The 23,072-nt window shown below is 70.9% G+C and carries 22 protein-coding genes and 1 pseudogene; 13 read left to right on the top strand and 10 right to left on the bottom strand.

Annotation, left to right across the window (positions count from 1 at the left end):
* Positions 1–2: 2 nt before the first annotated feature.
* The 4 genes from ACFV0T_RS04980 to ACFV0T_RS04965 all read right to left on the bottom strand — a co-directional run bounded on the left by ACFV0T_RS04980 (position 3) and on the right by ACFV0T_RS04965 (position 4,145).
* Positions 3–893 carry a carbohydrate ABC transporter permease gene (locus ACFV0T_RS04980; protein WP_385774495.1) on the bottom strand — a complete coding sequence of 297 codons (891 nt, stop codon included), beginning with the start codon at positions 891–893 and terminating at the stop codon, positions 3–5.
* Entirely contained in the window at positions 890–1,870 is a 981-nt protein-coding gene (locus ACFV0T_RS04975; RefSeq protein WP_385774493.1) for a carbohydrate ABC transporter permease, read from the bottom strand. The genes ACFV0T_RS04980 and ACFV0T_RS04975 overlap by 4 nt, the downstream gene beginning before the upstream one ends.
* Positions 1,867–3,180 carry an ABC transporter substrate-binding protein gene (locus ACFV0T_RS04970; protein WP_385774491.1) on the bottom strand — a complete coding sequence of 438 codons (1,314 nt, stop codon included), beginning with the start codon at positions 3,178–3,180 and terminating at the stop codon, positions 1,867–1,869. Before ACFV0T_RS04970 ends, ACFV0T_RS04975 begins: the two co-directional genes overlap by 4 nt.
* Before the next feature lie 221 nt (positions 3,181–3,401).
* The gene (locus tag ACFV0T_RS04965) at positions 3,402–4,145 is read right to left on the bottom strand and encodes a GntR family transcriptional regulator (RefSeq protein WP_385774489.1); all 744 of its coding nucleotides are present in this window, start codon (positions 4,143–4,145) and stop codon (positions 3,402–3,404) included.
* Between the two features lie 326 nt (positions 4,146–4,471).
* Between ACFV0T_RS04965 and ACFV0T_RS04960 the strand changes: the two genes are divergently transcribed.
* The 6 genes and pseudogenes from ACFV0T_RS04960 (at position 4,472) to ACFV0T_RS04935 (ending at position 9,220) form a co-directional block, all read left to right on the top strand.
* Positions 4,472–5,491 carry a substrate-binding domain-containing protein gene (locus ACFV0T_RS04960; protein WP_385774487.1) on the top strand — a complete coding sequence of 340 codons (1,020 nt, stop codon included), beginning with the start codon at positions 4,472–4,474 and terminating at the stop codon, positions 5,489–5,491.
* Between the two features lie 6 nt (positions 5,492–5,497).
* A complete protein-coding gene (locus ACFV0T_RS04955; protein WP_385774485.1) occupies positions 5,498–6,571 on the top strand; it encodes an ABC transporter permease in 1,074 nt (357 codons plus the stop codon).
* A gap of 2 nt (positions 6,572–6,573) precedes the next feature.
* Entirely contained in the window at positions 6,574–7,488 is a 915-nt protein-coding gene (locus tag ACFV0T_RS04950; protein ID WP_385774483.1) for an ATP-binding cassette domain-containing protein, read from the top strand.
* A pseudogene (locus tag ACFV0T_RS04945) lies at positions 7,485–7,577 on the top strand (2-keto-myo-inositol dehydratase); the annotation flags it as partial. The gene ACFV0T_RS04950 and the pseudogene ACFV0T_RS04945, both read left to right, overlap by 4 nt.
* A gap of 136 nt (positions 7,578–7,713) precedes the next feature.
* Positions 7,714–8,964 (top strand): serine hydrolase domain-containing protein, encoded by a 1,251-nt coding sequence (locus ACFV0T_RS04940; protein WP_385774481.1) that lies wholly within the window; start codon positions 7,714–7,716, stop codon positions 8,962–8,964.
* Between the two features lie 70 nt (positions 8,965–9,034).
* Complete coding sequence (locus ACFV0T_RS04935; RefSeq protein ID WP_385774479.1) at positions 9,035–9,220, top strand: hypothetical protein; 186 nt, start codon at positions 9,035–9,037, stop codon at positions 9,218–9,220.
* Between the two features lie 67 nt (positions 9,221–9,287).
* On the opposite strand, the gene ACFV0T_RS04930 is transcribed toward ACFV0T_RS04935, so the two are convergent.
* The 3 genes from ACFV0T_RS04930 to ACFV0T_RS04920 all read right to left on the bottom strand — a co-directional run bounded on the left by ACFV0T_RS04930 (position 9,288) and on the right by ACFV0T_RS04920 (position 12,421).
* Positions 9,288–10,292: a Gfo/Idh/MocA family oxidoreductase gene (locus tag ACFV0T_RS04930; protein ID WP_385774477.1), complete on the bottom strand. Its 1,005-nt coding sequence runs from the start codon at positions 10,290–10,292 to the stop codon at positions 9,288–9,290.
* A 159-nt stretch (positions 10,293–10,451) separates the two neighbouring features.
* Positions 10,452–11,228, bottom strand: coding sequence for an SDR family oxidoreductase (locus tag ACFV0T_RS04925; protein ID WP_385774475.1), 777 nt, complete (start codon positions 11,226–11,228; stop codon positions 10,452–10,454).
* A gap of 26 nt (positions 11,229–11,254) precedes the next feature.
* Positions 11,255–12,421 (bottom strand): phytanoyl-CoA dioxygenase family protein, encoded by a 1,167-nt coding sequence (locus ACFV0T_RS04920; protein ID WP_385774473.1) that lies wholly within the window; start codon positions 12,419–12,421, stop codon positions 11,255–11,257.
* A gap of 119 nt (positions 12,422–12,540) precedes the next feature.
* On the opposite strand from ACFV0T_RS04920, the gene ACFV0T_RS04915 reads away from it, so the two are divergent.
* Positions 12,541–13,587, top strand: a complete 1,047-nt coding sequence (locus ACFV0T_RS04915) for a LacI family DNA-binding transcriptional regulator (RefSeq protein ID WP_385774471.1) — start codon at positions 12,541–12,543, stop codon at positions 13,585–13,587.
* Here the strand turns inward: ACFV0T_RS04915 and ACFV0T_RS04910 are convergent.
* The gene (locus ACFV0T_RS04910) at positions 13,568–14,728 is read right to left on the bottom strand and encodes a Gfo/Idh/MocA family protein (protein ID WP_385774548.1); all 1,161 of its coding nucleotides are present in this window, start codon (positions 14,726–14,728) and stop codon (positions 13,568–13,570) included. The two genes, ACFV0T_RS04915 and ACFV0T_RS04910, sit on opposite strands and share 20 nt — an antisense overlap.
* A gap of 156 nt (positions 14,729–14,884) precedes the next feature.
* Between ACFV0T_RS04910 and ACFV0T_RS04905 the strand changes: the two genes are divergently transcribed.
* Complete coding sequence (locus ACFV0T_RS04905; protein WP_385774469.1) at positions 14,885–15,898, top strand: LacI family DNA-binding transcriptional regulator; 1,014 nt, start codon at positions 14,885–14,887, stop codon at positions 15,896–15,898.
* Here ACFV0T_RS04905 and ACFV0T_RS04900 read toward each other — a convergent pair.
* Together ACFV0T_RS04900 and ACFV0T_RS04895 are read right to left on the bottom strand one after the other, a co-directional pair.
* The gene (locus ACFV0T_RS04900; protein ID WP_385774467.1) at positions 15,888–16,232 is read right to left on the bottom strand and encodes a cupin domain-containing protein; all 345 of its coding nucleotides are present in this window, start codon (positions 16,230–16,232) and stop codon (positions 15,888–15,890) included. The genes ACFV0T_RS04905 and ACFV0T_RS04900 overlap by 11 nt on opposite strands.
* Before the next feature lie 440 nt (positions 16,233–16,672).
* The gene (locus ACFV0T_RS04895) at positions 16,673–18,445 is read right to left on the bottom strand and encodes a tannase/feruloyl esterase family alpha/beta hydrolase (protein ID WP_385774465.1); all 1,773 of its coding nucleotides are present in this window, start codon (positions 18,443–18,445) and stop codon (positions 16,673–16,675) included.
* 250 nt (positions 18,446–18,695) lie between these two features.
* Between ACFV0T_RS04895 and ACFV0T_RS04890 the strand changes: the two genes are divergently transcribed.
* The 5 genes from ACFV0T_RS04890 to ACFV0T_RS04870 all read left to right on the top strand — a co-directional run bounded on the left by ACFV0T_RS04890 (position 18,696) and on the right by ACFV0T_RS04870 (position 23,004).
* Positions 18,696–19,346 (top strand): GntR family transcriptional regulator, encoded by a 651-nt coding sequence (locus ACFV0T_RS04890; protein WP_385774463.1) that lies wholly within the window; start codon positions 18,696–18,698, stop codon positions 19,344–19,346.
* A 61-nt stretch (positions 19,347–19,407) separates the two neighbouring features.
* Positions 19,408–20,157: a PIG-L deacetylase family protein gene (locus tag ACFV0T_RS04885; RefSeq protein ID WP_385774461.1), complete on the top strand. Its 750-nt coding sequence runs from the start codon at positions 19,408–19,410 to the stop codon at positions 20,155–20,157.
* The gene (locus tag ACFV0T_RS04880) at positions 20,154–20,864 is read left to right on the top strand and encodes a 4-carboxy-4-hydroxy-2-oxoadipate aldolase/oxaloacetate decarboxylase (protein WP_385774459.1); all 711 of its coding nucleotides are present in this window, start codon (positions 20,154–20,156) and stop codon (positions 20,862–20,864) included. The genes ACFV0T_RS04885 and ACFV0T_RS04880 overlap by 4 nt, the downstream gene beginning before the upstream one ends.
* A gap of 116 nt (positions 20,865–20,980) precedes the next feature.
* Positions 20,981–22,057 (top strand): 4-oxalomesaconate tautomerase, encoded by a 1,077-nt coding sequence (locus ACFV0T_RS04875; protein ID WP_385774546.1) that lies wholly within the window; start codon positions 20,981–20,983, stop codon positions 22,055–22,057.
* Positions 22,054–23,004: a VOC family protein gene (locus ACFV0T_RS04870; protein ID WP_385774457.1), complete on the top strand. Its 951-nt coding sequence runs from the start codon at positions 22,054–22,056 to the stop codon at positions 23,002–23,004. Before ACFV0T_RS04875 ends, ACFV0T_RS04870 begins: the two co-directional genes overlap by 4 nt.
* Positions 23,005–23,072: the final 68 nt, after the last annotated feature.

The raw sequence follows: 23,072 nt of genomic DNA, 5'->3' as shown, positions 1-23,072 counted from the left end.
GGTCAGCCCTTGTTGGCGCCGAGGGTGAGACCGCTGACGAACTGCCGCTGGAGCGCGAAGTACACGATCAGCGTCGGGATCGCCGTGAGCAGGGCGCCGGCGGCGACCAGGTTGGGGTCGGTGAAGTACTGCCCGGAGAGGTTGTTCAGGGCCGAGGTGATCGGCATGTTCTCGCCGGTGGAGATCAGGACGATGGCCCAGAAGAAGTCGTTGTAGATCCAGATGGACAGCAGCGTCGCCAGGGCCGCCATGGCGGGCTTGCACAGCGGCAGCACGATCTGCCAGTACATCCGCCACACCGACGCCCCGTCGACGAGCGCGGCCTCGGTCAGCTCGTGCGGCAGCATGCGCATGTAGTTGCTCAGCACGAACGCGCAGAACCCGGACTGGAACGCCACATGGATGAGCACCAGGCCGAGCGCGGAGTCGTACAGCTTGCCGCTGACAGTGATGCCGGGCAGGTCCACCAGGAGGTACAGGCGGTACAGCGGGGTGATGATGACCTGCTGCGGCAGCAGGTTGCCGGCCGTGAAGACCAGCAGCAGGAACAGGTTGAGCCGGAAGTCGAAGCGGCTGACGTAGAAGGCGACCATCGACGACAGCAGCAGCGTCAGCAGCACGGCCGGCACCGCGATGAGCAGCGTGTTGACGAAGTAGTGCGTCATGTCCGACTGCTCGAACGCGTTGGTGAAGTTGTCGAGGCTCAGCTTGTCCGGCCAGGAGACGTAGCCCTTGTCGCTCGTCTCCGAGTACGGCCGCAGGGCCGCGAGCAGCGCCCACAGCAGCGGGGCGAGCCAGACCAGCGAGGTGACGACGAGGAACACGTGCAGCAGGACCCGGGCCGGGCGGACCGGGGTGCGCTGCTTGCCGAGCGCGGCGGTGGGGGTGCTCATGCGCGCCGCTCCTTCCGGAAGGTGGCCACCAGGTACGGGATGATCACGGCGAGCGAGATCACCAGCAGGACGACGGCGATGGCCGACCCGTACCCGATGCGGCTGGACTCGCCGATGATGTTGTTGGTGACCAGGATCGACAGCAACTCGGTGCCCTGGGCGCCCTTGTTGAAGACGAACACCAGGTCGAAGGCGCGCAGGGCCTCGATGATGGTGACGACCAGGACGACGGTGTTGGTGGGCCGCAGCGTCGGGAAGATGACGTTCTTGAACGTCTGCCACTCGTTCGCGCCGTCCAGCGCGGAGGCCTCCCGCAGCGACGGGTCGACGCCCTTGAGACCGGCCAGGTAGAGGATCATCATGTAGCCGGTGTGGCGCCAGGAGGCGGCGATCAGAACGGCCCACAGGTTGAGGTCCGGGTCGCCGATCCAGTCGATGTAGTGGCCCGGCTCGTTGGCCCCGATGAGGCTGTTGATGAGGCCCGTGTCGGGGTTGTAGACGAGCTGCCAGACGAATCCGGTGACCGCCAGCGACACCACGACGGGGAGGAAGAACGCGGTCTGGTAGACCCGGCTGAACCGGATCTGCTTGTCCAGCTGCACGGCCAGGAAGAGCCCGAACGGGGTCGGGATCAGGATGAGCGCGACGAACCAGATGATGTTGTGCTGGACCGCGGGCCAGAACTGCGGGTTGTTGGTGAACAGCTCCCTGAAGTTGTCCAGTCCGACCCACTTGATGGAGTCGAAGCCGATGCCGTCCCAGGTGGTGAAGGCCAGCGCGATCGAGGCGAAGGCCGTGAGCCACACGAGGGCGACGTGCAGGACCGTGGGCACGCCCGCCATGAGGGCGAGCGTGATGCGGTCGCGGCGGGTGAGCAGGCGCCCGTGGCCCTGCGCTGCCCGCTTCTTGGAAAGCGCGGTGCCCGGAGGCGGCACGGCGGCCGCCTCCGGGGACTTCGTGGTCGTCTCGGTGCTCATGCGGATGCGAAGATCGTCTTCTTCTGGCGCTCGATCGAGGAGAGCATGCTGTCGACGCCCTTGGGGTCGCGGACGAACTTCTGGAGCGCGGGCTGCATCACCGTGGAGGTGAAGTCCGGACGGCTGTCGCGGTCCATGAACTGCGTGAGGCTCTTCGCCCCGCTGATCATGTCGTACGCCTTCTTCTGCAGCGCGGAGTACGAGGCGGTGTCGGCCTTGGACGAGGCGGCGACGACGCTCGGGTCCGCCTTGAGGTAGAGCGCCTCGGCCTCCGGGGTGCCCAGGAACTCCAGCAGCTTGAGGGCGCCGGCCTTGTTCTTCGGGGACTTGCTGAGCATGTACCCGTCGGTGGGGGCCTCGACGGTGTCCTGGCCGTACGTGGGGTCGATCTCCGGGAAGGCGAAGAAGTCGAGGTCCTCGAGGTCGGCCGGGTCGGTGAACTGCTGCGCGACGAAGGTGCCCAGCAGGTACATGCCGGCCTTCTTCGACACCAGCGTCTGCGCGGCGTCCTGCCAGGTGCGGCCCACGGCGCCGTCCTGGTGGTAGGGCAGCAGCTCGGCCCAGTGGTCGAAGACGGTGCGCACCTTGGCGTCGGTCCAGGACGCCTTGCCCGCCATCAACTCGACGTGGAAGTCGTAGCCGTTGGTGCGGAAGTTGATCTGGTCGAAGGTGCCGAGCGCGGGCCAGGCGTCCTTGTCGCCGAAGGCGATCGGGACCAGGTTGTCCTTCTTCATCTGCTTGCACAGGGCCACGAGCTGGTCCCAGGTGGTGGGGACCGTGTAGCCGTGCGCCTTGAAGACGCTCTTGCGGTAGAAGATCGCCCACGGGTACGTGTCCAGCGGCACGAAGTAGTACTTGCCGTCCTCGCCCTTGCTGAGCTTCTTCATCGCGTCGGGGAAGTTGTCCCCGATCTTGTCCCACACCTCGTCGAGCGGGGTCGCCAGGCCCTTCTTCGCGAAGAACTGCATGCGGTACCCGGCGAACCAGTTGAAGACGTCGTCCGGCGTGCCCTGAAGGTAGGAGTTGATCTGCTCCTGGAAGGTGTTGTGGTCCTTCGTGTTGACATCGACGGTGATGCCGGACTGCTTCTTGAAGGTCGCGTAGATCTCCGCGTAGGCCTTCTTCGGCACGGCGTCCGAGCCGTTGGAGCCGAGGGTGACGGTCTTCGGGTCCGAGGCGGTGCCGCTGCCGCCGCAGGCGGAAAGCAGGGGTATCCCGGCACCGGCGAGGACGGCTGCGCCGCCGACTCCACGCAGCAGTGAACGTCGGCTGGGCCCCGGCACGGAGAGACCGGAAGAGGACAGGCGCATGGCGGCTCCTGAGTGACAGGGTTCGGTCAAGGGGAGAGCTGGCGCCCGAAAGGTCTTCGAAACCGATCAGAAACCAACTCGACCAAACATCGTGGGCGTAATGACAGTCGCATGTACTGGCGCAGTCAAGAGCTCCCGTCCCTCTTGCCCGAAACGTAATCGACGCGGACGCCTGCGACTTGGCCCCTCGACCGCTACGGTCTGACCAGCAACTGGAACCGCTACGGTCTGACCAGCAACTGGAAGTCGAAGGCGTACCGGGACGCGCGGTAGATGTGCGTGCCGAACTCGACGGCCCGTCCGGTGTCGTCGTATGCCGTGCGTGTCATGGTCAGCAGCGCTGCCCCGGGGCGCTCGTCGAGGCGGGCGGCCTCCTCGGCGGTCGCGGAGCGGGCGCCGATGGTCTGGCGGGCGCTGTGCAGGGTGATTCCGGCGGAGCGCATCAACCGGTACAGACCGCTCGACTCCAGCCTTGTGCGGTCGAGTTGGAGGAGGCCTGCCGGAAGGTAGTTGCACAGGGAGGCCACCGGCCTGCCGTGCGTGCGGCGCAGCCGCTCCAGGACCGTGACCTCGGCGCCTTCCGTGACCCCGAGGGCGGCGGCCACGCCGGCGCCCGCCGGGACGGCCTCGTGGCGCAGCACCTCGGTCGTGGGGCCCTGGCCGGCCGCCTCCAGGTCGTCGTAGAGGCTGCTGAGCTCCAGTGGGCGCTTGACCTGACGGTGCACCACCTGGGTGCCCACCCCGCGGCGGCGCACCAGCAGCCCCTTGTCGACCAGCAACTGGATGGCCTGGCGGACCGTGGGCCGGGACAGTCCGAGGCGTACGGAGAGGTCGATCTCGTTGCCCAGCAGGTCGCCCGGGACGAGGGCCCCTTGGTCGATCACCGCCTCCAACTGCCGTGCGAGCTGGTAGTAGAGCGGGACCGGGCTGATGCGGTCCAGGTCGAAGTGCACGGAGTCGAGCACCGGTTGCCTCCCATCGCTCTTTCGCCTCGGTCTTCGTCCAGGGGTACACCCGACCGCAGCGGGTAGATCGATCCCGACGCGGAGCCGTGATCGGGACGTCTTCAGGTGTAGGTCCCGGCGGCTGTCGATGTCAATGGTTTGTACTTACATCCTGACCTTGTTCTGAAATGATGTCTTAACAAAGTATTGACAGTAGGTGGCGGCAGGGGATTGGATCCCGTCCCAGCGCAACAGCCGTACCCACGGCCCGACCAGGGCCCCCGGATCTTCCCGGATCCCTCCCCCTTTCCCGTCGTTCCCCCGTCGCACAGTGAGGTGCAGGAAAGATGGATCGTTCCTCTCGCGTCCGCTCCCGCAGGCTGGTCCCCGTGATGGCCGTGGCCGCCGCGGCAGTTCTGACCCTGGCGGGCTGCTCCAGCAGCTCAGGCGGCAAGAAGGCCGAGGAAGGCGGGGACAACGCTGCCGCGGGCAAGGCCACCACACCCCGCATGACGGTCGCGCTCGTCACCCACCAGGCCCCCGGCGACACCTTCTGGGACATCGTCCGCAAGGGCGCGCAGGCCGCCGCCGACAAGGACAACATCAAGCTCGTCTACTCCGCCGACCCGAACGCCGGCAACCAGGCCAACCTGGTGCAGAACGCGATCGACCAGAAGGTCGACGGCATCGCCATCACCCTGGCCAAGCCGGACGCGATGAAGGACGTCGCGAGCAAGGCGGAGCAGGCCGGGATACCCGTGGTCGGCCTCAACTCCGGCCTGAGCGACTGGAAGAACCTGGGCCTGATGTCGTTCTTCGGACAGGACGAGAGCGTGGCCGGCGAGGCGTTCGGCAAGAAGCTGAACGAGGTCGGCGCCAAGAAGACCGTCTGCGTGATCCAGGAACAGGGCAACGTCGGCCTCACTCAGCGCTGCGCCGGGGTGAAGAAGACCTTCCAGGGCACCACCGAGATCCTCTACGTCAACGGCACCGACATGCCGTCCGTGAAGTCCACCATCACCGCCAAGCTGAAGCAGGACGGCGCCATCGACTACGTCGTCGCCCTCGGCGCGCCGTACGCGCTGACCGCGGTGCAGTCGGTCGGGGACGCGGGCAGCAAGGCGAAGATCGCCACCTTCGACCTCAACAAGGACCTCACCACCGCCATCTCCCAGGGCGACATCCAGTTCGCGGTCGACCAGCAGCCCTATCTCCAGGGCTACCTGGCGGTGGACTCGCTGTGGCTCTACAAGAACAACGGCAACTACAGCGGCGGCGGGGAGCAGCCGGTGCTGACCGGGCCGGCCTTCGTGGACAAGTCCAACGTCGAGCGGGTCGCCGCGTTCGCCGCGAAGGGCACCCGGTGATCTGAGATGACCCAAGCAACGGCACCGGCGGCGAGTTCCTCGTCGCCGGCCTCGCCGGCCGGCCACAAGGACGGGCGCACCGCCCAGCGCGCCCTGTGGCGCAGGCTGCTCGCCCGCCCGGAGGTGGGCGCGCTGATCGCCGCGATCGGCGTGTACGTCTTCTTCTTCGCGGTGGCCCCCTCCTTCCGCGACGCAGGCGCCCTTTCCACCGTCCTCTACCAGGCGTCCGTCATGGGCATCATGACGCTGCCGGTGGCCCTGCTGATGATCGGTGGCGAGTTCGACCTGTCCGCCGGTGTCGCCGTCACCACCTCGGCGCTGACCGCTGCCATCCTGAGCTTCCAGTTCACGGTGAACGTGTGGACCGGCGTGATCGTGGCCCTGATCGCCGCCCTGGCCGTCGGCGCCTTCAACGGCTGGCTGCTGATCAAGACCGGACTGCCCAGCTTCCTGGTCACCCTGGGCTCGTTCCTGATCCTCCAGGGCGCCAACCTCGCCGTCACCAAGATCTTCACGGGCAATGTCGCCAGCGACTCGATCGCGGACATGGACGGCTTCGCCCAGGCCAAGAAGATCTTCGCCTCCGAGTTCAGCGTCGGGGGAGTGGACTTCAAGATCACGATCGTCTACTGGCTGGTGCTCGCCGCGGCCGCCACCTGGCTGCTGCTGCGCACCAGGTTCGGCAACTGGATCTTCGCGGTCGGCGGCAACAAGGACAGTGCCCGCGCGGTCGGCGTGCCGGTCAGTTTCACCAAGATCGCCCTGTTCATGGGCGTGGGCGCCGGTGCCTGGCTGGTCGGCATGCACCTGCTGTTCTCGTTCAACACGGTGCAGTCCGGTGAGGGCGTCGGCAACGAGTTCCTGTACATCATCGCCGCGGTCATCGGCGGCTGCCTGCTCACCGGCGGCTACGGCTCCGCGGTCGGCCCGGTCATCGGCGCCTTCATCTTCGGCATGGTCAACCAGGGCATCGTCTACGCCAACTGGAACCCCGACTGGTTCAAGGCGTTCCTCGGCGTCATGCTCCTGGTCGCCGCCCTCGTCAATCTGTGGGTCCGCCGCACGGCGACCCGGAGGTGAACATGACTACCAACGGAACCGGTCCGCACGGAGCCGTCCTCAAGGACACCGCCCCCGACCGGGGCGCACCCGTCGTCGAACTCCGGGACGCGGGCAAGTCCTACGGCAACATCCGCGCCCTGCACGGAGTCGACCTCACGGTCCACGCCGGCCGGGTGACCTGCGTCCTGGGCGACAACGGCGCCGGCAAGTCCACCCTCATCAAGATCGTCTCAGGGCTGCACCAGCACACCGAGGGCGAGTTCCTCGTCGACGGCACACCGGTGCGCTTCGGCACCCCGCGCGAGGCCCTCGACAAGGGCATCGCCACCGTCTACCAGGACCTGGCGACGGTCCCGCTGATGCCGGTGTGGCGGAACTTCTTCCTGGGCTCCGAGATGACCAAGGGCCCCTGGCCCGTGCGCCGCCTCGACATCGAGCGGATGAAGCGGACCGCCGACGAGGAACTGCGCAACATGGGCATCGTCCTCGACGACCTTGACCAGCCCATCGGCACCCTCTCCGGCGGCCAGCGCCAGTGCGTGGCCATCGCCCGCGCCGTCTACTTCGGTGCCCGCGTGCTGATCCTGGACGAGCCGACGGCCGCCCTCGGCGTCAAGCAGTCCGGCGTGGTCCTGAAGTACATCGCCGCCGCCCGCGACCGCGGCCTCGGCGTCATCTTCATCACCCACAACCCGCACCACGCCTACATGGTCGGCGACCACTTCAGCGTGCTGCGGCTGGGCACCCTCGAACTCAGCGCCGACCGCAGCGAGGTCAGCCTCGAGGATCTCACCAACCACATGGCGGGCGGCGCCGAACTCGCTGCGCTCAAGCACGAGTTGGCACAGGTCCGCGGAGTCGACGTCGAGGGGCTCCCCGAAGCGGAGGACCTCACCGGGTCGGCCGCGCCCGCCCCGCCCGAAGGGACCTCCTGAGAGGGCAGGTCCCCACCCTCGACCGGATCCGGGTCGGCCCGGCCCCCGACTCCTGGGGCGTGTGGTTCCCCGACGATCCCCGGCAGGTGCTCGGCGCCGCGTGCCGTCGACAGGCGGTGGCGTGCGGGCGCTTCTATCCTGGTGGGTGCGGGGCCGTCCGGCCTCCGTCCACGGTGCGACGACTGGGCGGGTCCGTCCTCATGTCCCCACACGTGGGAGCAGCCCATGACGCACGCGTGCACACGACTGCGCAGGGGGGCCGTTCTCGCCACCGCGGTGGCGATGCTCATGGTCCCGGTCGCGGGCGGGACGGCCCTCGCCGCACCGCCGACCGCCACGGACGCACCCGCCGCCGACCCGCCCTCCCCGTCCGCCTCCGAGGACGCCGTCCGCGAGCTGACCCCCGCCGTGCGGCGCCAGTTGGACGCCGTCGTACGTCGGGTGATGGACGAGGCGGACATCCCCGGGGTGACCGTCGGGCTGTGGACGCCCGACGAGGGCGAGTACGTGAGGTCCTTCGGCGTCGCCGACAGGAGCGAAGGCCGGAAGATGACGAACGACCTCTACACGCGGATCGGCAGCGAGACCAAGACGTTCACCGTCACCGCGCTGCTGGAGCTGGTGGACCAGGGCGAGGCAGGCCTCGACGACACGATCGACCGGTACGTCGACGGGGTGCCCAACGGCGACGAGATCACCCTGCGCCAGTTGGCCGGGATGCGCAGCGGCCTGTTCAACTACACCGAGGACGACGACTTCTTCAAGGCGCTGACGACCGATCCGCAGCGGTCGTACACCCCGCGGCAACTGCTCGACTTCGCGTTCAGGCACCCCGTGCTGTTCCCGCCGGGTGACAAGTTCTCCTACAGCAACACCAACCTGGTCCTGCTCGGCCTGGTCGTCGAGAAGCTGTCCGGGAAGAAGCTCCAGGACTACATCCGCGACCACGTCCTGCTGCCGGCCGGAATGGACCACAGTCTCTTCCCGGTGGGCGCGGAGTACCCCGACCCGCACGCGCAGGGCTACTCGAACCAGACGGCGGACGGGAAGGTCGAGGACACGGCCGACTGGAACCCGTCCTGGGCCTGGGCCGCGGGCGCGATGATCTCGACCCTGGACGACCTGCGGATCTGGGCGCGCACGGTCGCCACCGGTGTCCTGCCCGACGGCAACACCCTGATCAGCCCCTTCACCCAGAAGCAGCGGCTCACCACGGCCCCGACCACGATCCCGGGCGCGGGCTACGGCCTGGGCATCTTCAACGTCGACGGCTGGATCGGCCACAACGGCTCACTGCCGGGCTACGAGTCCCTGACCGTCTACCTGCCGTCGGCGCAGACGACGCTGGTCGTGCTGCTGAACACCGACATCGACCACAAGGGCACGGAGCCCAGCACCCTCCTCGGCGACGCGATCACGAAGATCGTCTCTCCGGACCATGTCTTCGACCTGCCGGCGGAACCAGCGGCGAGGTGAAACGCGTTAGGTGAGGGAGGGGCCCTCCGTGCACGGTCGCGGAGGCGCACATCGGAGCGGGGAGGACGACATGGCGCACGCGGAGCACGAGGGAACGGCACCGGACACCGCCGAGGCCCTGCGGCGGTCGAGGTTCGGCGCCCTGCCGGAGCGGATCCGTCCGCAGGACACGGTGGAGGAGCGGCCGGCCATCGCGCCGGACCCGGCGCGCACCGCCTACGACCCGGACGAGTGGCTGGTCCGGTACTGCCTGTGAGCCGACGCGGCCGCACCGCGGGGACGGGACCCGAGGGCACCGTCCCCGCGGACGGACGCCGTCGCCGTCAGAGCGCGCGCACCTCGTCGATCCGTACCGGCCGGTGCTCGTGCAGCGACAGCGTGCACGCCTCGGCGACCCAGCCCGCCTCCAGGGCGTCCGCGACCGTGCACGGCGACGGCCGGCCGCCGGCGACGACCTCGGTGAACGCGGTCAGTTCGGCGCGGTAGGCGTCGGTGAACCGGTCCATGAAGAAGTCGTGCGGGACGCCGGCCGGGAAGGTCACGCCCGGCTCCACGGACCGCAGCGGCAGCTTGTCGTCCAGCCCGACCGCGATCGAGTCCGCGAACCCGTGCAGCTCCATGCGCACGTCGTAACCGCGGGCGTTGTGGCGGCTGTTGGAGACCACGGCGATCGTGCCGTCGTCCAGGGTGAGGACCGCGCCGGTGGTGTCGGCGTCGCCCGCCTCCCTGATGTAGTCGGCACCGCGGTTGCCGCCGACCGCGTACACCTCGGTCACCTCACGGCCCGTCACCCACCGGATGATGTCGAAGTCGTGCACGGAACAGTCGCGGAAGATGCCTCCGGAGGCGGCGACGTACGCGGCCGGCGGCGGCGCCGGGTCCAGCGTCGTCGACCGGACCGTGTGCAGCTTGCCGAGCTCACCGGCCGCCACGGCCGCGCGGGCGGCGACGAAGCCCGTGTCGAAGCGGCGGTTGAAGCCGATCTGGATCGGGACGTCACTGCCCTCGACCGCCTTCAGCACCTCGACGCCCTCGCGCATGGTGCGCGCGACGGGCTTCTCGCAGAAGACGGGGACGCCGGCCGCCACGGCGGCCGTGATCAGGGCGGGGTGGGCGTCGGTGGCTGCCGCCACCACGATGCCGTCCACCCCGGCGGCCAGCACCGCCTCGGGCGAGTCCGCGACCTCGGCGCCGAACCGCTCGCCCGCCGCCTTGGCGGCCTGGGTGAACGGGTCGGCGACGACGAGCGACTCGACGGCGTCGAGTCCGGAGAGGGTCTCGGCGTGGAAGGCGCCGATGCGGCCGAGGCCGAGGATTCCGATGCGCATGAGGGTGAGTGCTCCTTGGGTGCGGGCGGTGCGGGCGGTGCGGGCGGTGCGGGTAGTGCCGGTGGTGCGGGTAGTGCGGGTAGTGCGGGTAGTGCGGGTAGTGCGGGTGGTGCGGGTAGTGCCGGTGGTGCGGGTCGCGTGTGAGGTGAGGGAGGCCGGCTAGTCGAGGCCGCCGAGGACGTTCTGGTCCCAGTCGATCACCGAACCGGTGACCACACCGGACCGGTCGGACAGCAGCAGCACCACGAAGTCGGCGATCTCGTCCGGCTGCCCCAGCCTGCCCATCGGCAGCCGGGCCGCCGCCTGTTCGCGCCAGTCGTCGCCCGCACCGTGGAAGGCGCGCTGGGTCGCGTCCTCGCCCTCGGTCGCGGTCCAGCCGATGTTCAGGCCGTTGATCCGGATCCGGTCCCAGCGGTGGGCGTGCGCGGCGTTGCGGGTGAGTCCGGCGAGTCCGGCCTTGGCGGCCACGTACGGCGCCAGGAACGGCTGTCCGCCGTGCTGCGAGGAGGTGATGATGTTGACGATCGTGCCGGGCGCCCCGCGCTGCACCATGTCGGCGACCGCCGCCTGCATCGCGAAGAACGGCCCCTTGAGGTTGATCGCGATGTGCGCGTCGAACAGCTCGGGCGTGGTGTCCAGCAGGGTGCCGCGGGAGGTCAGCCCCGCCGAGTTGACCAGGCAGTCGACACGACCGTGGGCGGCCACCACCTCCGCGACGGAAGCCTTCGCCTGGGCCGCGTCCGCGAGGTCCGCGCGTACGTACCCGGCCTTGCCCCCGGCCGCCGTCAGCTCGGCCACGAGCGCCTCACCGGGCTCGGAGCGCCGCCCGGTGACGACCACCGCCGCCCCCTCGCGCACCGCGGCGCGCGCGATCGCCGCCCCGACGCCCTGGCTGCCGCCGTTGACCAGGACGACCTTGTCGTCGAGCAGTCCCATGACGTTCCCCACTCAGCTCTCTGCTCTCAGCTCTCACGTCGCCCGGCAGCGGCCCGCAGCTCCTCGCGCAGCGCCTGCGCGGTCCACTCCTCGCGCACGGCCCGCCGTACGACGTCCGCCTGCGACGGCGGCGCGAGACCGCCGACCGGCGGGTCCTCGTCGAGGTTGGTGGGGAAGGGATAGCCCTCGGCGCTCGCGGCGATCACGTTCTCCAGCCACGCCTGGCCGGCGCCGGCGGCCGCGCGGTCCAGCAGCACCGGGAAGACCGCGTTCACCACCGCCTCCCGGTCCACCGTCTCCATCGCCCGCCCGAAGGCGGACGAGACCTGGAGGAGGTTCGCCATGCGCCGGACGTCGGAAGTGCGGTTGGTGCCGGCCGCGTGGAACAGCGCCGGGTTGAAGAAGGCGGCGTCGCCCTTCGCCAGCGGGAGCTGGACGTGCCGGTCCTCGAAGTACGCCTGGAACTCGGGGCGTCGCCAGGCCAGGTAGCCCGGCTCGTACCGCTGCGAGTACGGGAGGTACATCGTCGGGCCGGACTCGACCGGCATGTCGCCGTGCGCGACCGCGCCCTGGAGGGTGAGCACGGGGGAGAGGCGGTGCACATGGGCCGGATAGGCGGCCGCGGCCTCGTCGGTGAGGAAACCGAGGTGGTAGTCGCGGTGCGCGGTCTGCGCGGCGCCGCCCGGGTTGACCACGTTGACCTGGGAGGTGACCTGGTAGCCGGGGCCGAGCCAGGCCGACGAGACCAGCGCCAGGATGTCGTTGGCGTAGTAGTCGGCGAACGCCTCCGGGTCGTACCGGGCCGCCTTCTCCAGCGCGTTCCACACCCGGTCGTTCGCGCCCGGCCGGGCGAAGTGGTCCCCGGCGCCCGCGCCCGAGGCACGCTGCTCGGCGATCAGGGCGTCGAACACGGCCGTGGCCCGGTCGACGACCGCCGGGTCCGGGAAGGCACCGCGGAGGACCACGACGCCCGGCCCCTCGTCGAGCGCGCGGACCAGCTCGGCCCCCACCTCCCGGCGGTCCCCTGCGCCGCGCAGCCGGTCGCTGTCGTAGACGAGGACGCCGTCCGTCACGGCGGAGGCGTGCGGATAGGCGGCGAGGTCGGTGGTCCGTTCGACCAGGGTGCGGAAGGCGGCCAGGTCGCAGTCCTGGGCGGACAGCCAGACCCGGCGCTGTGCGGCGGTGAGGGACATCGTCGTCCTTCCTTCGGTCACGAGTGCGACGCGGTGCTGTCATTCTTGTCAGTACAAACCCGTCGAACAACCAGCAGCCAGCCATCAAAAACCCCTCAAGGAGCTGAGGAGTCCTCCCCATGGGCCACCCCTTCCCGATCCGCGAGATCGCACGTCAGGCAGGTCTGAGCGAGGCCACCGTGGACCGGGTCCTGAACGGGCGGGGCGGGGTGCGCGACAGCACCGAGCGGGAGGTGCGGCGGGCCATCGCCGACCTGGACCGGCAGCGCACCCAGGTGCGGCTCGTCGGCCGCACCTTCATGGTCGACATCGTGATGCAGACGCCCGAGCGGTTCAGCACCGCCGTACGCGCCGCGCTGGAGGCCGAGTTGCCCGCCCTGCACCCGGCGGTGATCCGCTCCCGCTTCCACTTCCGCGAGACGGGCCCCGCGCGGGAGCAGGTCGCGACCCTGGACCGGATCGCCCGGCGCGGCTCGCAGGGCGTGATCCTCAAGGCCCCGGACGTCCCCGAGGTGACCGCGGCCGTGGGCCGGCTCGAAGCCGCGGGCATCCCGGTGGTGACCCTGGTGACGGACCTGCCCGCGAGCGCCCGGCAGGCTTACGTCGGTATCGACAACCGGGCGGCCGGTGCCACCGCCGCGTACCTCATGGGCCAGTGGCTCGGCGACCGGCCCGGCAATGTGCTCACCAGCCTCAGCAGCGGGTTCTTCCGCAACGAGGAGGAGCGCGAGATGGGCTTTCGCGCCGCCATGCGCGCCCTGCGTCCGCAGCGCGCCCTGGTCGAGATCGCCGAGGGGCAGGGCCTGGACGCCACCCAGTACGACCTGGTGCGGGCCGCGCTGGAACGCGACCCGGAGATCCGGGCGGTTTACTCGATCGGCGGCGGAAACATCGCCACGCTCCGCGCCTTCGCGGACCTCGGCCGTGACTGCGCGGTGTTCGTCGCCCACGACCTCGACCACGACAACACCCGTCTGCTGGGCGAGCACCGGCTGTCCGCCGTGCTCCATCACGACCTGCGCCAGGACCTGCGCGAGGCCTGCCACGTCCTGATGCGCGCCCACGGCGCCCTGCCGCCCGCCGGTCCGGTGCTGCCGTCGGCGATCCAGGTGGTCACCCCGTACAACATGCCGCCCTACACGCTGCCTACGCCGACGTCACGTTGACCCAGGCGCCACTCTCGGCGGACCGCGTCATCGCGTCCAGCACGGCCGCGCTGCGCACCGCGTCGGCGAGGGTGGCGCCGTACGGGGTGTCCTCGGCGACGGAGCGCAGGAAGCGGTACGCCTCGATCACCTTCAGGTCGTCGTAGCCCATCGCGTTCGCCGCACCCGGCTGGAACGCGCCGAACTCGCCGTCGCCCGGACCGACGTACACCGTACTGACGGGCTGGTCCTGGTAGGCCGTGCCGCGGCTGACGCCCAGCTCGTTCATCCTGCGGAAGTCCCAGAACACCGCGCCCGCGGTGCCGTGTACCTCGAAACCGTAGTTGTTCTGCTCGCCGACCGAGACCCGGCAGGCCTCCAGGACACCGCGGGCGCCGGAGGCGAAGCGCAGCAGACAGCTGACGTAGTCCTCGTTCTCGACCGGGCCCGGCTCGCCGCCGGTGGCCCGCGTGTGGCCGGCCGTGGCGCCGAGCGGGCGGGACCGCTCCGGCACGAAGACGGCCGTGTCGGCGGTCAGGGACGTGATGTCGCCGAGCAGATGACGAGCCAGGTCCGCGCCGTGCGAGGCGAGGTCCCCCAGCACTCCGCTGCCGCCCCGCTCCCGCTCGTACCGCCAGGTCAGAGCTCCCTCGGGATGGGCCGCGTAGTCGCTGAACAGCCGGATGCGGACATGGGTGATGCCGCCGATGCCGCCGGAGGCGATCAGCTCGCGGGCGGCCTCCACGGCGGGCGCGTTGCGGTAGTTGAAGCCGACCGCGCCCTGCACACCGGCCTTGGCGACCGCGTCCGCCACCGCGCTCGCGTCCGCCACCGTCAGGCCCACCGGCTTCTCGATCCACAGGTGCTTGCCCGCCTCGGCCATCGCGACGCCGATCTCGCGGTGCAGGAAGTTCGGGGCGGTGACGCTGACCGCCGCCACCCGCGGGTCGGCGGCCACCTCGCGCCAGTCGCGGGCGGTGGACGCGAACCCGTACCGCGCGGCCGCCTCCTCGGCCCGGCCCGGCACGTCCTCGGCGACCGTCACCAGCTCAGGACGCAGGGCCAGGTGCGGATAGTGGTGCCGCACCCGCAGATACGCCTGGGTGTGCACCCGGCCCATCCAGCCGAACCCGACGACGGCGACACCGAGCGGACGTACCACCATGACAGCCCCTCTTTGGACCGGTCCAACTACCTGTCCAGGTCACCCTGGGCGCGCGTCACTCCGGTGTCAACCCCAGCTCCGAAGCCTCTGGTGCCGTCCGCCGCCCTTCGTTCCCTTTGACAACCCGGCGAGGCCCGTGGAACGGTCCATGACATGAGACCGCCGACGATCCGTGACGTCGCCGACCAGGCCGGCGTGTCCAAGTCGCTGGTCTCGCTGGTGCTGCGCGGCTCCGACCAGGTGCGCCCCGAGAAGCGGGACGCCGTCCTGCGGGCCGCGCGCGAGCTCGGCTACCGGCCCAACGCCGCCGCGCGCAGCCTCAGCGAACAGCGCACCCGCACGGTAGGCGTCCTCCTGAACGATCTGCGCAACCCCTGGTTCGTCGACCTGCTCGACGGCCTGAACTCCCTGCTGCACGCGGGCGGCCTGCACATGCTGCTCGCCGACGCCCGCCTCAACCGCCGCACCGGCCACGACCTCACCGGCCCCTTCCTGGACCTCCAGGCCGACGGTCTGGTCGTGGTCGGCACGCTGCCCGACCCGGCCGCGCTCGGCGCGGTCGCCGCCCGCGTGCCGGTCGTGGTCGCGGGCGCCCGCGAGACCGTGCCGCCCGGCGCGGACCTCGTCGCGGGCGACGACGAGCACGGCGCGCGACTGGCCACCGAGCATCTGATCGCCCTCGGCCACCGCCGGATCGCGCACATCGCGGGCTACGGCGCGGTGGGCGAGCTGCGCCGGCGCAGCTTCGAGGCGACGATGCGGGCGCACGGGCTGGCCGACGGCGCGCGGGTCGAACCCGGCGACATGACCGAGGAGGGCGGCTACCGCACCGCCGTCCGGCTGCTGGGACACCCCGGGCGGCCCACCGCCGTCTTCGCCGTCAACGACATCGCCTCCGTCGGTGTCCTGTCGGCCGCCGCCGAACTGGGCCTGCGTGTGCCGCACGACCTGTCCGTGGTCGGCTACGACAACACGAGCATCGCCCGGCTGCGCCACGTCTGGCTCACCACCGTCGACGCCGCGGGCCACGAGGTCGGCCGCCGCGCCGCCCGCTGCCTCCTCGACCGCCTGGAGACCCCCGGGGGAGCGGGCCGGGTCCATCTCGCCGTGCCGACCCTGGAGATCCGCGGCACGACGGCACCGCCTGCGGCGGACCTCAGAGGTTGATCGCGTACACCTTGCGCAGCGTCTCGTGGACCGTCCACGTCGTACGGTCCCCCTCGCGCAGCACCGCCAGGTCGCCGGGACCGACCCGCAGTGTCGGTCCGCCCTCGACCTCGATCGTCGCCGAACCGCTGACCACGACGAACAGTTCGTCGGCCTCCGTGTCGGTCACCACGCCGGGGGTGATCTGCCAGACGCCCCGGATCTGCCGGCCGTCCCGCGACTCCCGGACCACCTTTCCGGTCACCTCGGGCGTTCCGGCGACGATCTGCGCCGGGTCGAGCGGCTCGGGCACGAGCTCGGCGTCGGGGACATGGAGTACGAGGCTTTGGGTCATGCGGCGACCCTAGCGAGCGGACGCCCCCCGGTCCGCCGACAGAGTGTGCGGTATCGGCGCAGGTGGGAGGACACTTCGTCGCGGCGGCGCGGACCGGCGCGAGCACCGGGCGCGCGTACGGGCCGGAACGCGCCCATCGAGCAGCGGCGCCGCGTGCCCTTGTGACGGTCCGGAGCGGTCGGCGTGGTGGTGGTCCGTACCGGTCGTGGTGGCCTGGCCCGCACCGGTCATGGTGGTCCGTACCGGTCGTGGTGGCCTCGCCCGCACTGGTCGTGCCGGCCCGCACCGGTCATGGTGGTCCGTACCGGTCGTGGTGGCCTCGCCCGCACCGGTCGTGCCGGCCCGCACCGGTCGTACGTGGTCCACGTCGGCCGTCGTGGACCGCACCGGCGCCGTCGGTGTCGCGCCCCGCCGGTGCGGACCCACCACATCCGGTCAGGTCAGTTCTTGCCCTTGCGGACGACCCACTTCCCGCCGACCCAGTCGCCGACGGTCTCGTAGCCGGAGCGGAAGAAACCGAGCCGGTCCAGGGTGAGTCCGGCCTCGGCGGTGGACTTCACGGCGGTGTAGCCGGCCGGGTCGTCGGCCGAGCCGCCCCCGGTGTTCCTGGCGACGTACGGGAAGGGGTAGGCCGGGCGGGCGGAGGTGACGTGTCCGGCGCTGTCGACCGTGCTGGTCAGCAGGCTCGCCGGGGCCACGCCCTTGGTGACCCAGTCGGTGAGGGCGCTCAGCGCGTCGAAGGTGTTCGGGCCCTGGCCGCCGCCGCAGTGGGCGACACCCGGGAGCAGGAACAGCCGGGCGAAGGCGCTGGTCGCCTCGGCGCCGCCCATCGCCTTCTGGACGGCCTTGTAGTACGCCATCGTGCCGACGGCCGGGATGTGCTGGTCGCCCAGACCGTGCCAGAGGATCAGCTTGCCCCCGGCCTTCCGGAAGGCCGACAGGTCGGGGTCGGTGGCGTCGTACATGCCCTCGTTGGGCCGCATGACCTTCTCGTAGTAGGCCGCGGTGAACTTGATGTCCTCGTACGTCAGCGCCGGCCGCGGGCTGTCGAAGATCTGGTAGCGGATGGTCTCCCGGACGAAGCTCTGGTCGCCGGTCGAACCGGTGGCGGTGGCCGGCACGATGACGCCCGCCCAGTTCAGCTCGGAGCCGCGCAGCTGGTACCCCGGGTACAGCAGTCTGCCGTGCTCGTCGGTCGGGCCCGCGTAGATGCGGCGCAGGGTGGTGACCTGGTCCGCGGTCAGACAGAAGTCCGCGGCCGTGGGGTGGTGGCCTGCCGCGCACCGGATGCTCGCGGGGTCCCAGTGGCAGGCCAGCGGGTCGGCGGTGATCCCGTCGGCGGGCGCGCCGCAGCCCTGGAGCACGGCCGCGTGCAGCGGCGCGAGGTCGGCCGTGGTGAGGGTGGCCGTGCCGCCGTCCAGGAAGACGGACTGCGCGGTCCAGGCGTGCGAGAAGGTGTTCAGGGCGGTGAAGTTGTTGGCCGGGGCACCGGCGACGATGCCGTCGAAGTCGGTCGGGTAGCGCTGGGCCTCGGTGAGCGCTTGGTGCCCGCCCTGCGAGCAGCCGTCGAAGTAGGAGTGCGACGCGGGCCGCCCGTAGAACCGCTCGATGACGGCCTTCGCCACCTGGGCCAGTTCGTGGTCGGACTTGTAGCCGAAGTCGGCGCGCAGCGTCGGGTCCGTCGAGAACAGACCGCCGCCCTGGTAGTGGCCCTCGTCGCTGGAGGCGACGGCGAAGGCGCCGGTGGTCAGCGGGACGCAGCCGGCCGAGGCGGGCGCGCCGCCCGTGTTCACGTTGCCGCACAGGCCGCCGCAGCCGACCTGGAGGTAGTCGGCCTGCCAGCCCGTCAGGGGCAGACGCATCTCGAAGTGGATCTGGGGGGCGATGACGCCCTTCACGTAGCAGGCGGCCCAGTCGCCGAGCGTGTTGCCGCCTGCGGCCAGCTCGGCGGCCGAGGTGATCTCGAACGGGGTGCCGGGCACGGCGCTCGCCAGGTCCAGCGCGGCGACGCCGGCGCAGGGGAGGGCCGGTGTGATCCCCGCGGACGTGCCGCTCGCGGCGGCCACGGCGGTGACCGGGGCGGCCGCCGGTGCGCCGGCGTCGGCGCCCTGGGCGGGGGCCGTGCCCGCGCCGGTCACGAGTGCGAGGGCGGCGGCGAGGCCGGTCATGAAGCCGGCTCTTCCCCACCGGAACCATCGGGTCAGCCTGGGCATGCGCGGTCTCCATTCGATCGTCGGACCGGAGTCGCCTCCGGAACGGAAGTGGAAATACGCCGAAATACACGGAAGTACGCAGAAAGAGAGGAGGGCGGCAGAAGGGTGCGGAAGGAAGCGGAGGGATCAGGTGCCGCCGCCCCGGGACCGTAGCGCCGCCGAACATGTGCGAGCAATAAGGCAGACAAAATTGTTGACAATCTTGTTTGGCTAGATTTAGGTTCGACAGGCACTCACTCAGGGAGGGCACATGCCGACAGAAGCCCGTCCGAGCACCGGGGAGCAGGCCAAACAGCATGCGTTGACGCAGCTGCGGCAAGCGATCCTGCACGGCGACATGGCACCGGCGCAGCGGTTGGTGGAGAACGAGCTCGCCGAGCAGTTCGGTGTGACACGGGCCAGCATCCGGGCGGCACTCATCGACCTGGAGTCCCAGGGGCTGGTCGAGCGGATCCGCAACCGCGGTTCGCGGGTGCGGGTGGTGACCGTGGACGAAGCGGTCGCCATCACCGAGTGCCGCATGGTCCTCGAAGGGCTGTGCGCGGCGAAGGCCGCTGTCGCGGCCAGCGACGAGCAGCTGAGTGAACTGACCGACCTCGGCACGGCCATGACCAAGTCGGTGGCCGGCGGCGAGCCGGTGACCTACTCCGATCTCAACCACGAACTGCACGTCCGGATCAGGGAGTTCTCCGACCAGCGGACCGCCCAGGAGCTGCTGGAACGGCTCAACGCCCAACTGGTTCGCCACCGCTTCCAGTTGGCGCTTCGTCCCGGACGCCCGCAGCAGTCCCTGAACGAGCACCTGACCATGATCGAGGCGATCCGGGCCAGGGACCCGCAGGCGGCCGAGGCGGCCGTCCGCGCCCACCTCACCAGTGTGATCGAGGCGTTGCGCGACTGACGCGCGGCCGACCGGCACACGCGGGGCGGGCGCCCACCTGTCCATCAAGGAGATTTCTGCAATGACGCATGGCAACGCGCCCGCCGTTCCACGCTCGACACTCGTCATCACCGCGCACGCCGGGGACTTCGTCTGGCGTGCGGGCGGAGCCGTCGCCCTGGCCGCGTCCCGGGGCGAGAAGGTCACCATCGCGTGCCTGACCTTCGGCGAGCGCGGGGAGTCCGCGAAGGCGTGGCGCGAGGGACGGAAGCTGGAGGAGATCAAGGCGATACGCCGGGACGAGGCCGAGCGTGCCGCGGCCACCCTCGGTGCCGAAGTCCGCTTCTTCGACGCCGGCGACTATCCGCTGGTCGCCACCGCCGAGCTGACCGACAAGCTCGTCGAGGTCTACCGCGACACCCAGCCGGACGTCGTCCTCACCCACCCCGCCGAGGACCCGTACAACGGTGACCACCCGGCCGCCAACCGCATGGCCCTGGAGGCCCGCGTCCTCGCCCAGGCCATCGGCTACCCCGGTCCGGGCGAGATCATCGGCGCCCCGCCGGTCTTCTTCTTCGAGCCGCACCAGCCGGAGATGAGCGGCTTCCGGCCCGAGGTGCTGCTCGACATCACCGAGGTGTGGGACACCAAGCGCGAGGCCATGGAGTGCCTCGGCGCCCAGCAGCACCTGTGGGACTACTACACCGACCTCGCCGTGCGCCGCGGTGTCCAGCTCAAGCGCAACGCGGGCCCCAACCTGGGCCTGGCGCACAAGACCATGGCCGAGGCGTACATGCGTCCGTACCCGCAGATCGCGAAGGAGCTGGCATGAGCGGCGTGATCGTCACCGACCCGCCGAAGGCGGACGCCCAGGACGTCGACGCGCTGGCCGGCTTCGGCGTGGCCACCGTCGGCGAGGCGATGGGCCGCACCGGCCTGCTCGGCCCGCGGATCCGCCCCGTCCAGCAGGGCGTACGCGTCGCCGGCACGGCGGTGACCGTGCTCAGCTGGCCCGGCGACAACCTCATGATCCACGCCGCCGTCGAGCAGTGCGGGGAGGGCGACATCCTGGTCGTCACCACCACCTCGCCGTCCACCGACGGCATGTTCGGCGAGCTGTTCGCCACCGCGCTCCAACGGCGCGGGGTGCGGGGCGTGGTCACCGACGCGGGCATCCGGGACACTCAGGAGCTGCGGGACATGGGCTTCGCGGCCTGGGCCCGGGCCGTCTGCGCGCAAGGCACCGTGAAGGCCACCGGCGGCTCGGTCAACGTGCCGATCGTCATCGACGGCCAGGTGGTTCGCCCCGGTGACGTGATTCTCGCCGACGACGACGGCGTGGTGGTCGTCCCCCGCGAGCGCGCCCGCGCCACCGCCGAGGCGGCCGAGGTCCGCGAGGCCAAGGAGGCCGCCACCCGCGCCGCCTTCGTCGACGGCCAACTCGGCCTGGACCGCTACGGTCTGCGCGACACGCTGAAGCGTCTCGGCGTGGAGTACCGGACCTACGAGGAGTACACCGGCGAGGGAGCGGGATCGTGACCCGCGGCCCCGAGGACGGCCCCGAGGGCGGCCCCGAGGGCGGCCCCGAGGGCGGCCCCGAGGGCGGCCCCGAGGGCGGCCCCGAGGGCGGCCCCGAGGAAGTGCGCTGCCTGCTGATGCGGGGCGGCACCTCCAAGGGCGCCTACTTCCTGGCCGAGGACCTGCCCGCCGAGCCTGCCGCCCGGGACGAGCTGCTGTTGCGCATCATGGGCAGCCCGGACACGCGCCAGATCGACGGCCTGGGCGGGGCGCACCCGCTCACCAGCAAGGTCGGCGTGGTCTCACGCTCCGGTGACCCGCGCGCCGACGTCGACTACCTCTTCCTCCAGGTCGCCGTCGACCGGCCGGAGGTGAGCGACCGTCAGAACTGCGGGAACATCCTCGCGGGCATCGGGCCGTTCGCCGTGGAGCGCGGGCTGGTACCGGCGGGGAAGGAACGCACCTCCGTACGTATCAGGATGACCAACACCGGCGACCTCGCCACGGCGACCTTCCCGACGCCGGGCGGCCGGGTCGACTACACGGGCGGCGCCGCGATCTCGGGCGTGCCCGGCACGGCCGCCCCCGTGACGATCGAGTTCCCGCCGGGCGCCCACCCGTTGCTGCCCACCGGGAACGTCCTGGACGTGATCGACGGCGTTGCGGTGACCTGCGTGGACAACGGCATGCCGACCGTGCTCGTCGCCGCCTCCGACCTCGACGTCACCGGCTACGAGCAGCCCAAGGACCTGGAGGACGACCTCGTCCTCGCCGGCCGGCTGCGCGAACTGCGCCTGGTGGCGGGCCGGTTGATGGGCCTGGGTGACGTCTCGGACACCACCGTGCCCAAGGTGACCCTGCTCGCCCCGCCCCGCGACGGCGGCGCGGTCACCACCCGGACCTTCATCCCGGTCCGCTGCCACACCTCGATCGGCGTGCTCGGCGCGGCCGGCGTGGCCGCCGGACTGCGCATCGAAGGGGGCGTGGGCGCGCGACTGGCCCGGCTCCCCGACCGGGGAGACCGCGTCCGCATCGAGCACCCCACGGGGTTCCTCGACATCGAGAGCAGCCTCGGCACCGGTCCCGACGGCCTGCCCACGGCCCGCCGTACGGCCGTGGTCCGTACGGCCCGCAAGATCTTCGACGGCACTGTCTTCCCGAGGGCCGCCGAGACGGCACCGACACCCGCACCATCCCGAGGAGGTCAGCGATGACTCCGCCGCTCGGCGACATCGCCCACATCGGCCACGCCCGGCTGTTCACCCCGGACCTGGACGCCAGCGTCGCCTTCTTCACCGACTACCTGGGGCTCACCGTCAACGGGCAGCAGGGCGACACCGTCTACCTGCGGACCTTCGACGACTACGAGCACCACAGCCTGGTGCTCACCGCCCGCGCGCAGCCGGGTCTCGGCCGGCTCGCCCTGCGCACCTCCAGCGAGGAGGCCCTCCGGCGCCGGGTCGCGGCGAACGAGGAGGCGGGCGGCACCGGCCACTGGGCCGAGGACGAGCCGGGGCTCGGCAAGCTGTACGTCACCACCGACCCGGACGGCCACGAACACGCCCTGTACTGGGAGAGCGAGTACTACCGGGCCCCCGAGGAGCTGAGGCCGACGCTGAAGAACCAGCCGCAGGCCAAGCCCAACCGGGGGGTGGGGGTGCGGCGCCTGGACCACATCAACTTCCTCGCCGCCGACGTGCTCGCCAACGCCGAGTTCCAGCAGAACGTGCTGGGCGCCCGGCCCACCGAGCAGATCCGGCTCGACACCGGGAAGATCGCGGCGCGCTGGCTGACCTTCACCGACAAGTCGTACGACGTCGTCTACACCTCCGACTGGACGGGCTCGGCCGGGCGCCTGCACCACATCGCCTTCGCGACCGACACCCGCGAGGACATCCTGCGGGCCGCCGATCTCGCCATCGACAGCGGTGTGTTCATCGAGACCGGCCCGCACAAGCACGCCATCCAGCAGACGTTCTTCCTCTACGTCTACGAGCCGGGCGGCAACCGGATCGAGCTGTGCAACCCGCTGACGCGGCTGGTGCTGGCCCCGGACTGGCCGCTGATCACCTGGACCGAGACCGAGCGGGCCAAGGGGCAGGCCTGGGGCCTGAAGACCATCCAGTCCTTCCACACGCACGGCACGCCGCCGGTCGCGTAGCCGTCGCCCGTCACGGGTCCTGCCGGGGGGTGGGTCGCGCACCGCCGTGCGCGACCCACCCCCTTGCC

Source organism: Streptomyces sp. NPDC059582 (genome assembly GCF_042735715.1).
Lineage (GTDB): Bacteria > Actinomycetota > Actinomycetes > Streptomycetales > Streptomycetaceae > Streptomyces.
This window is presented reverse-complemented; position numbering and strand designations above follow the sequence as displayed.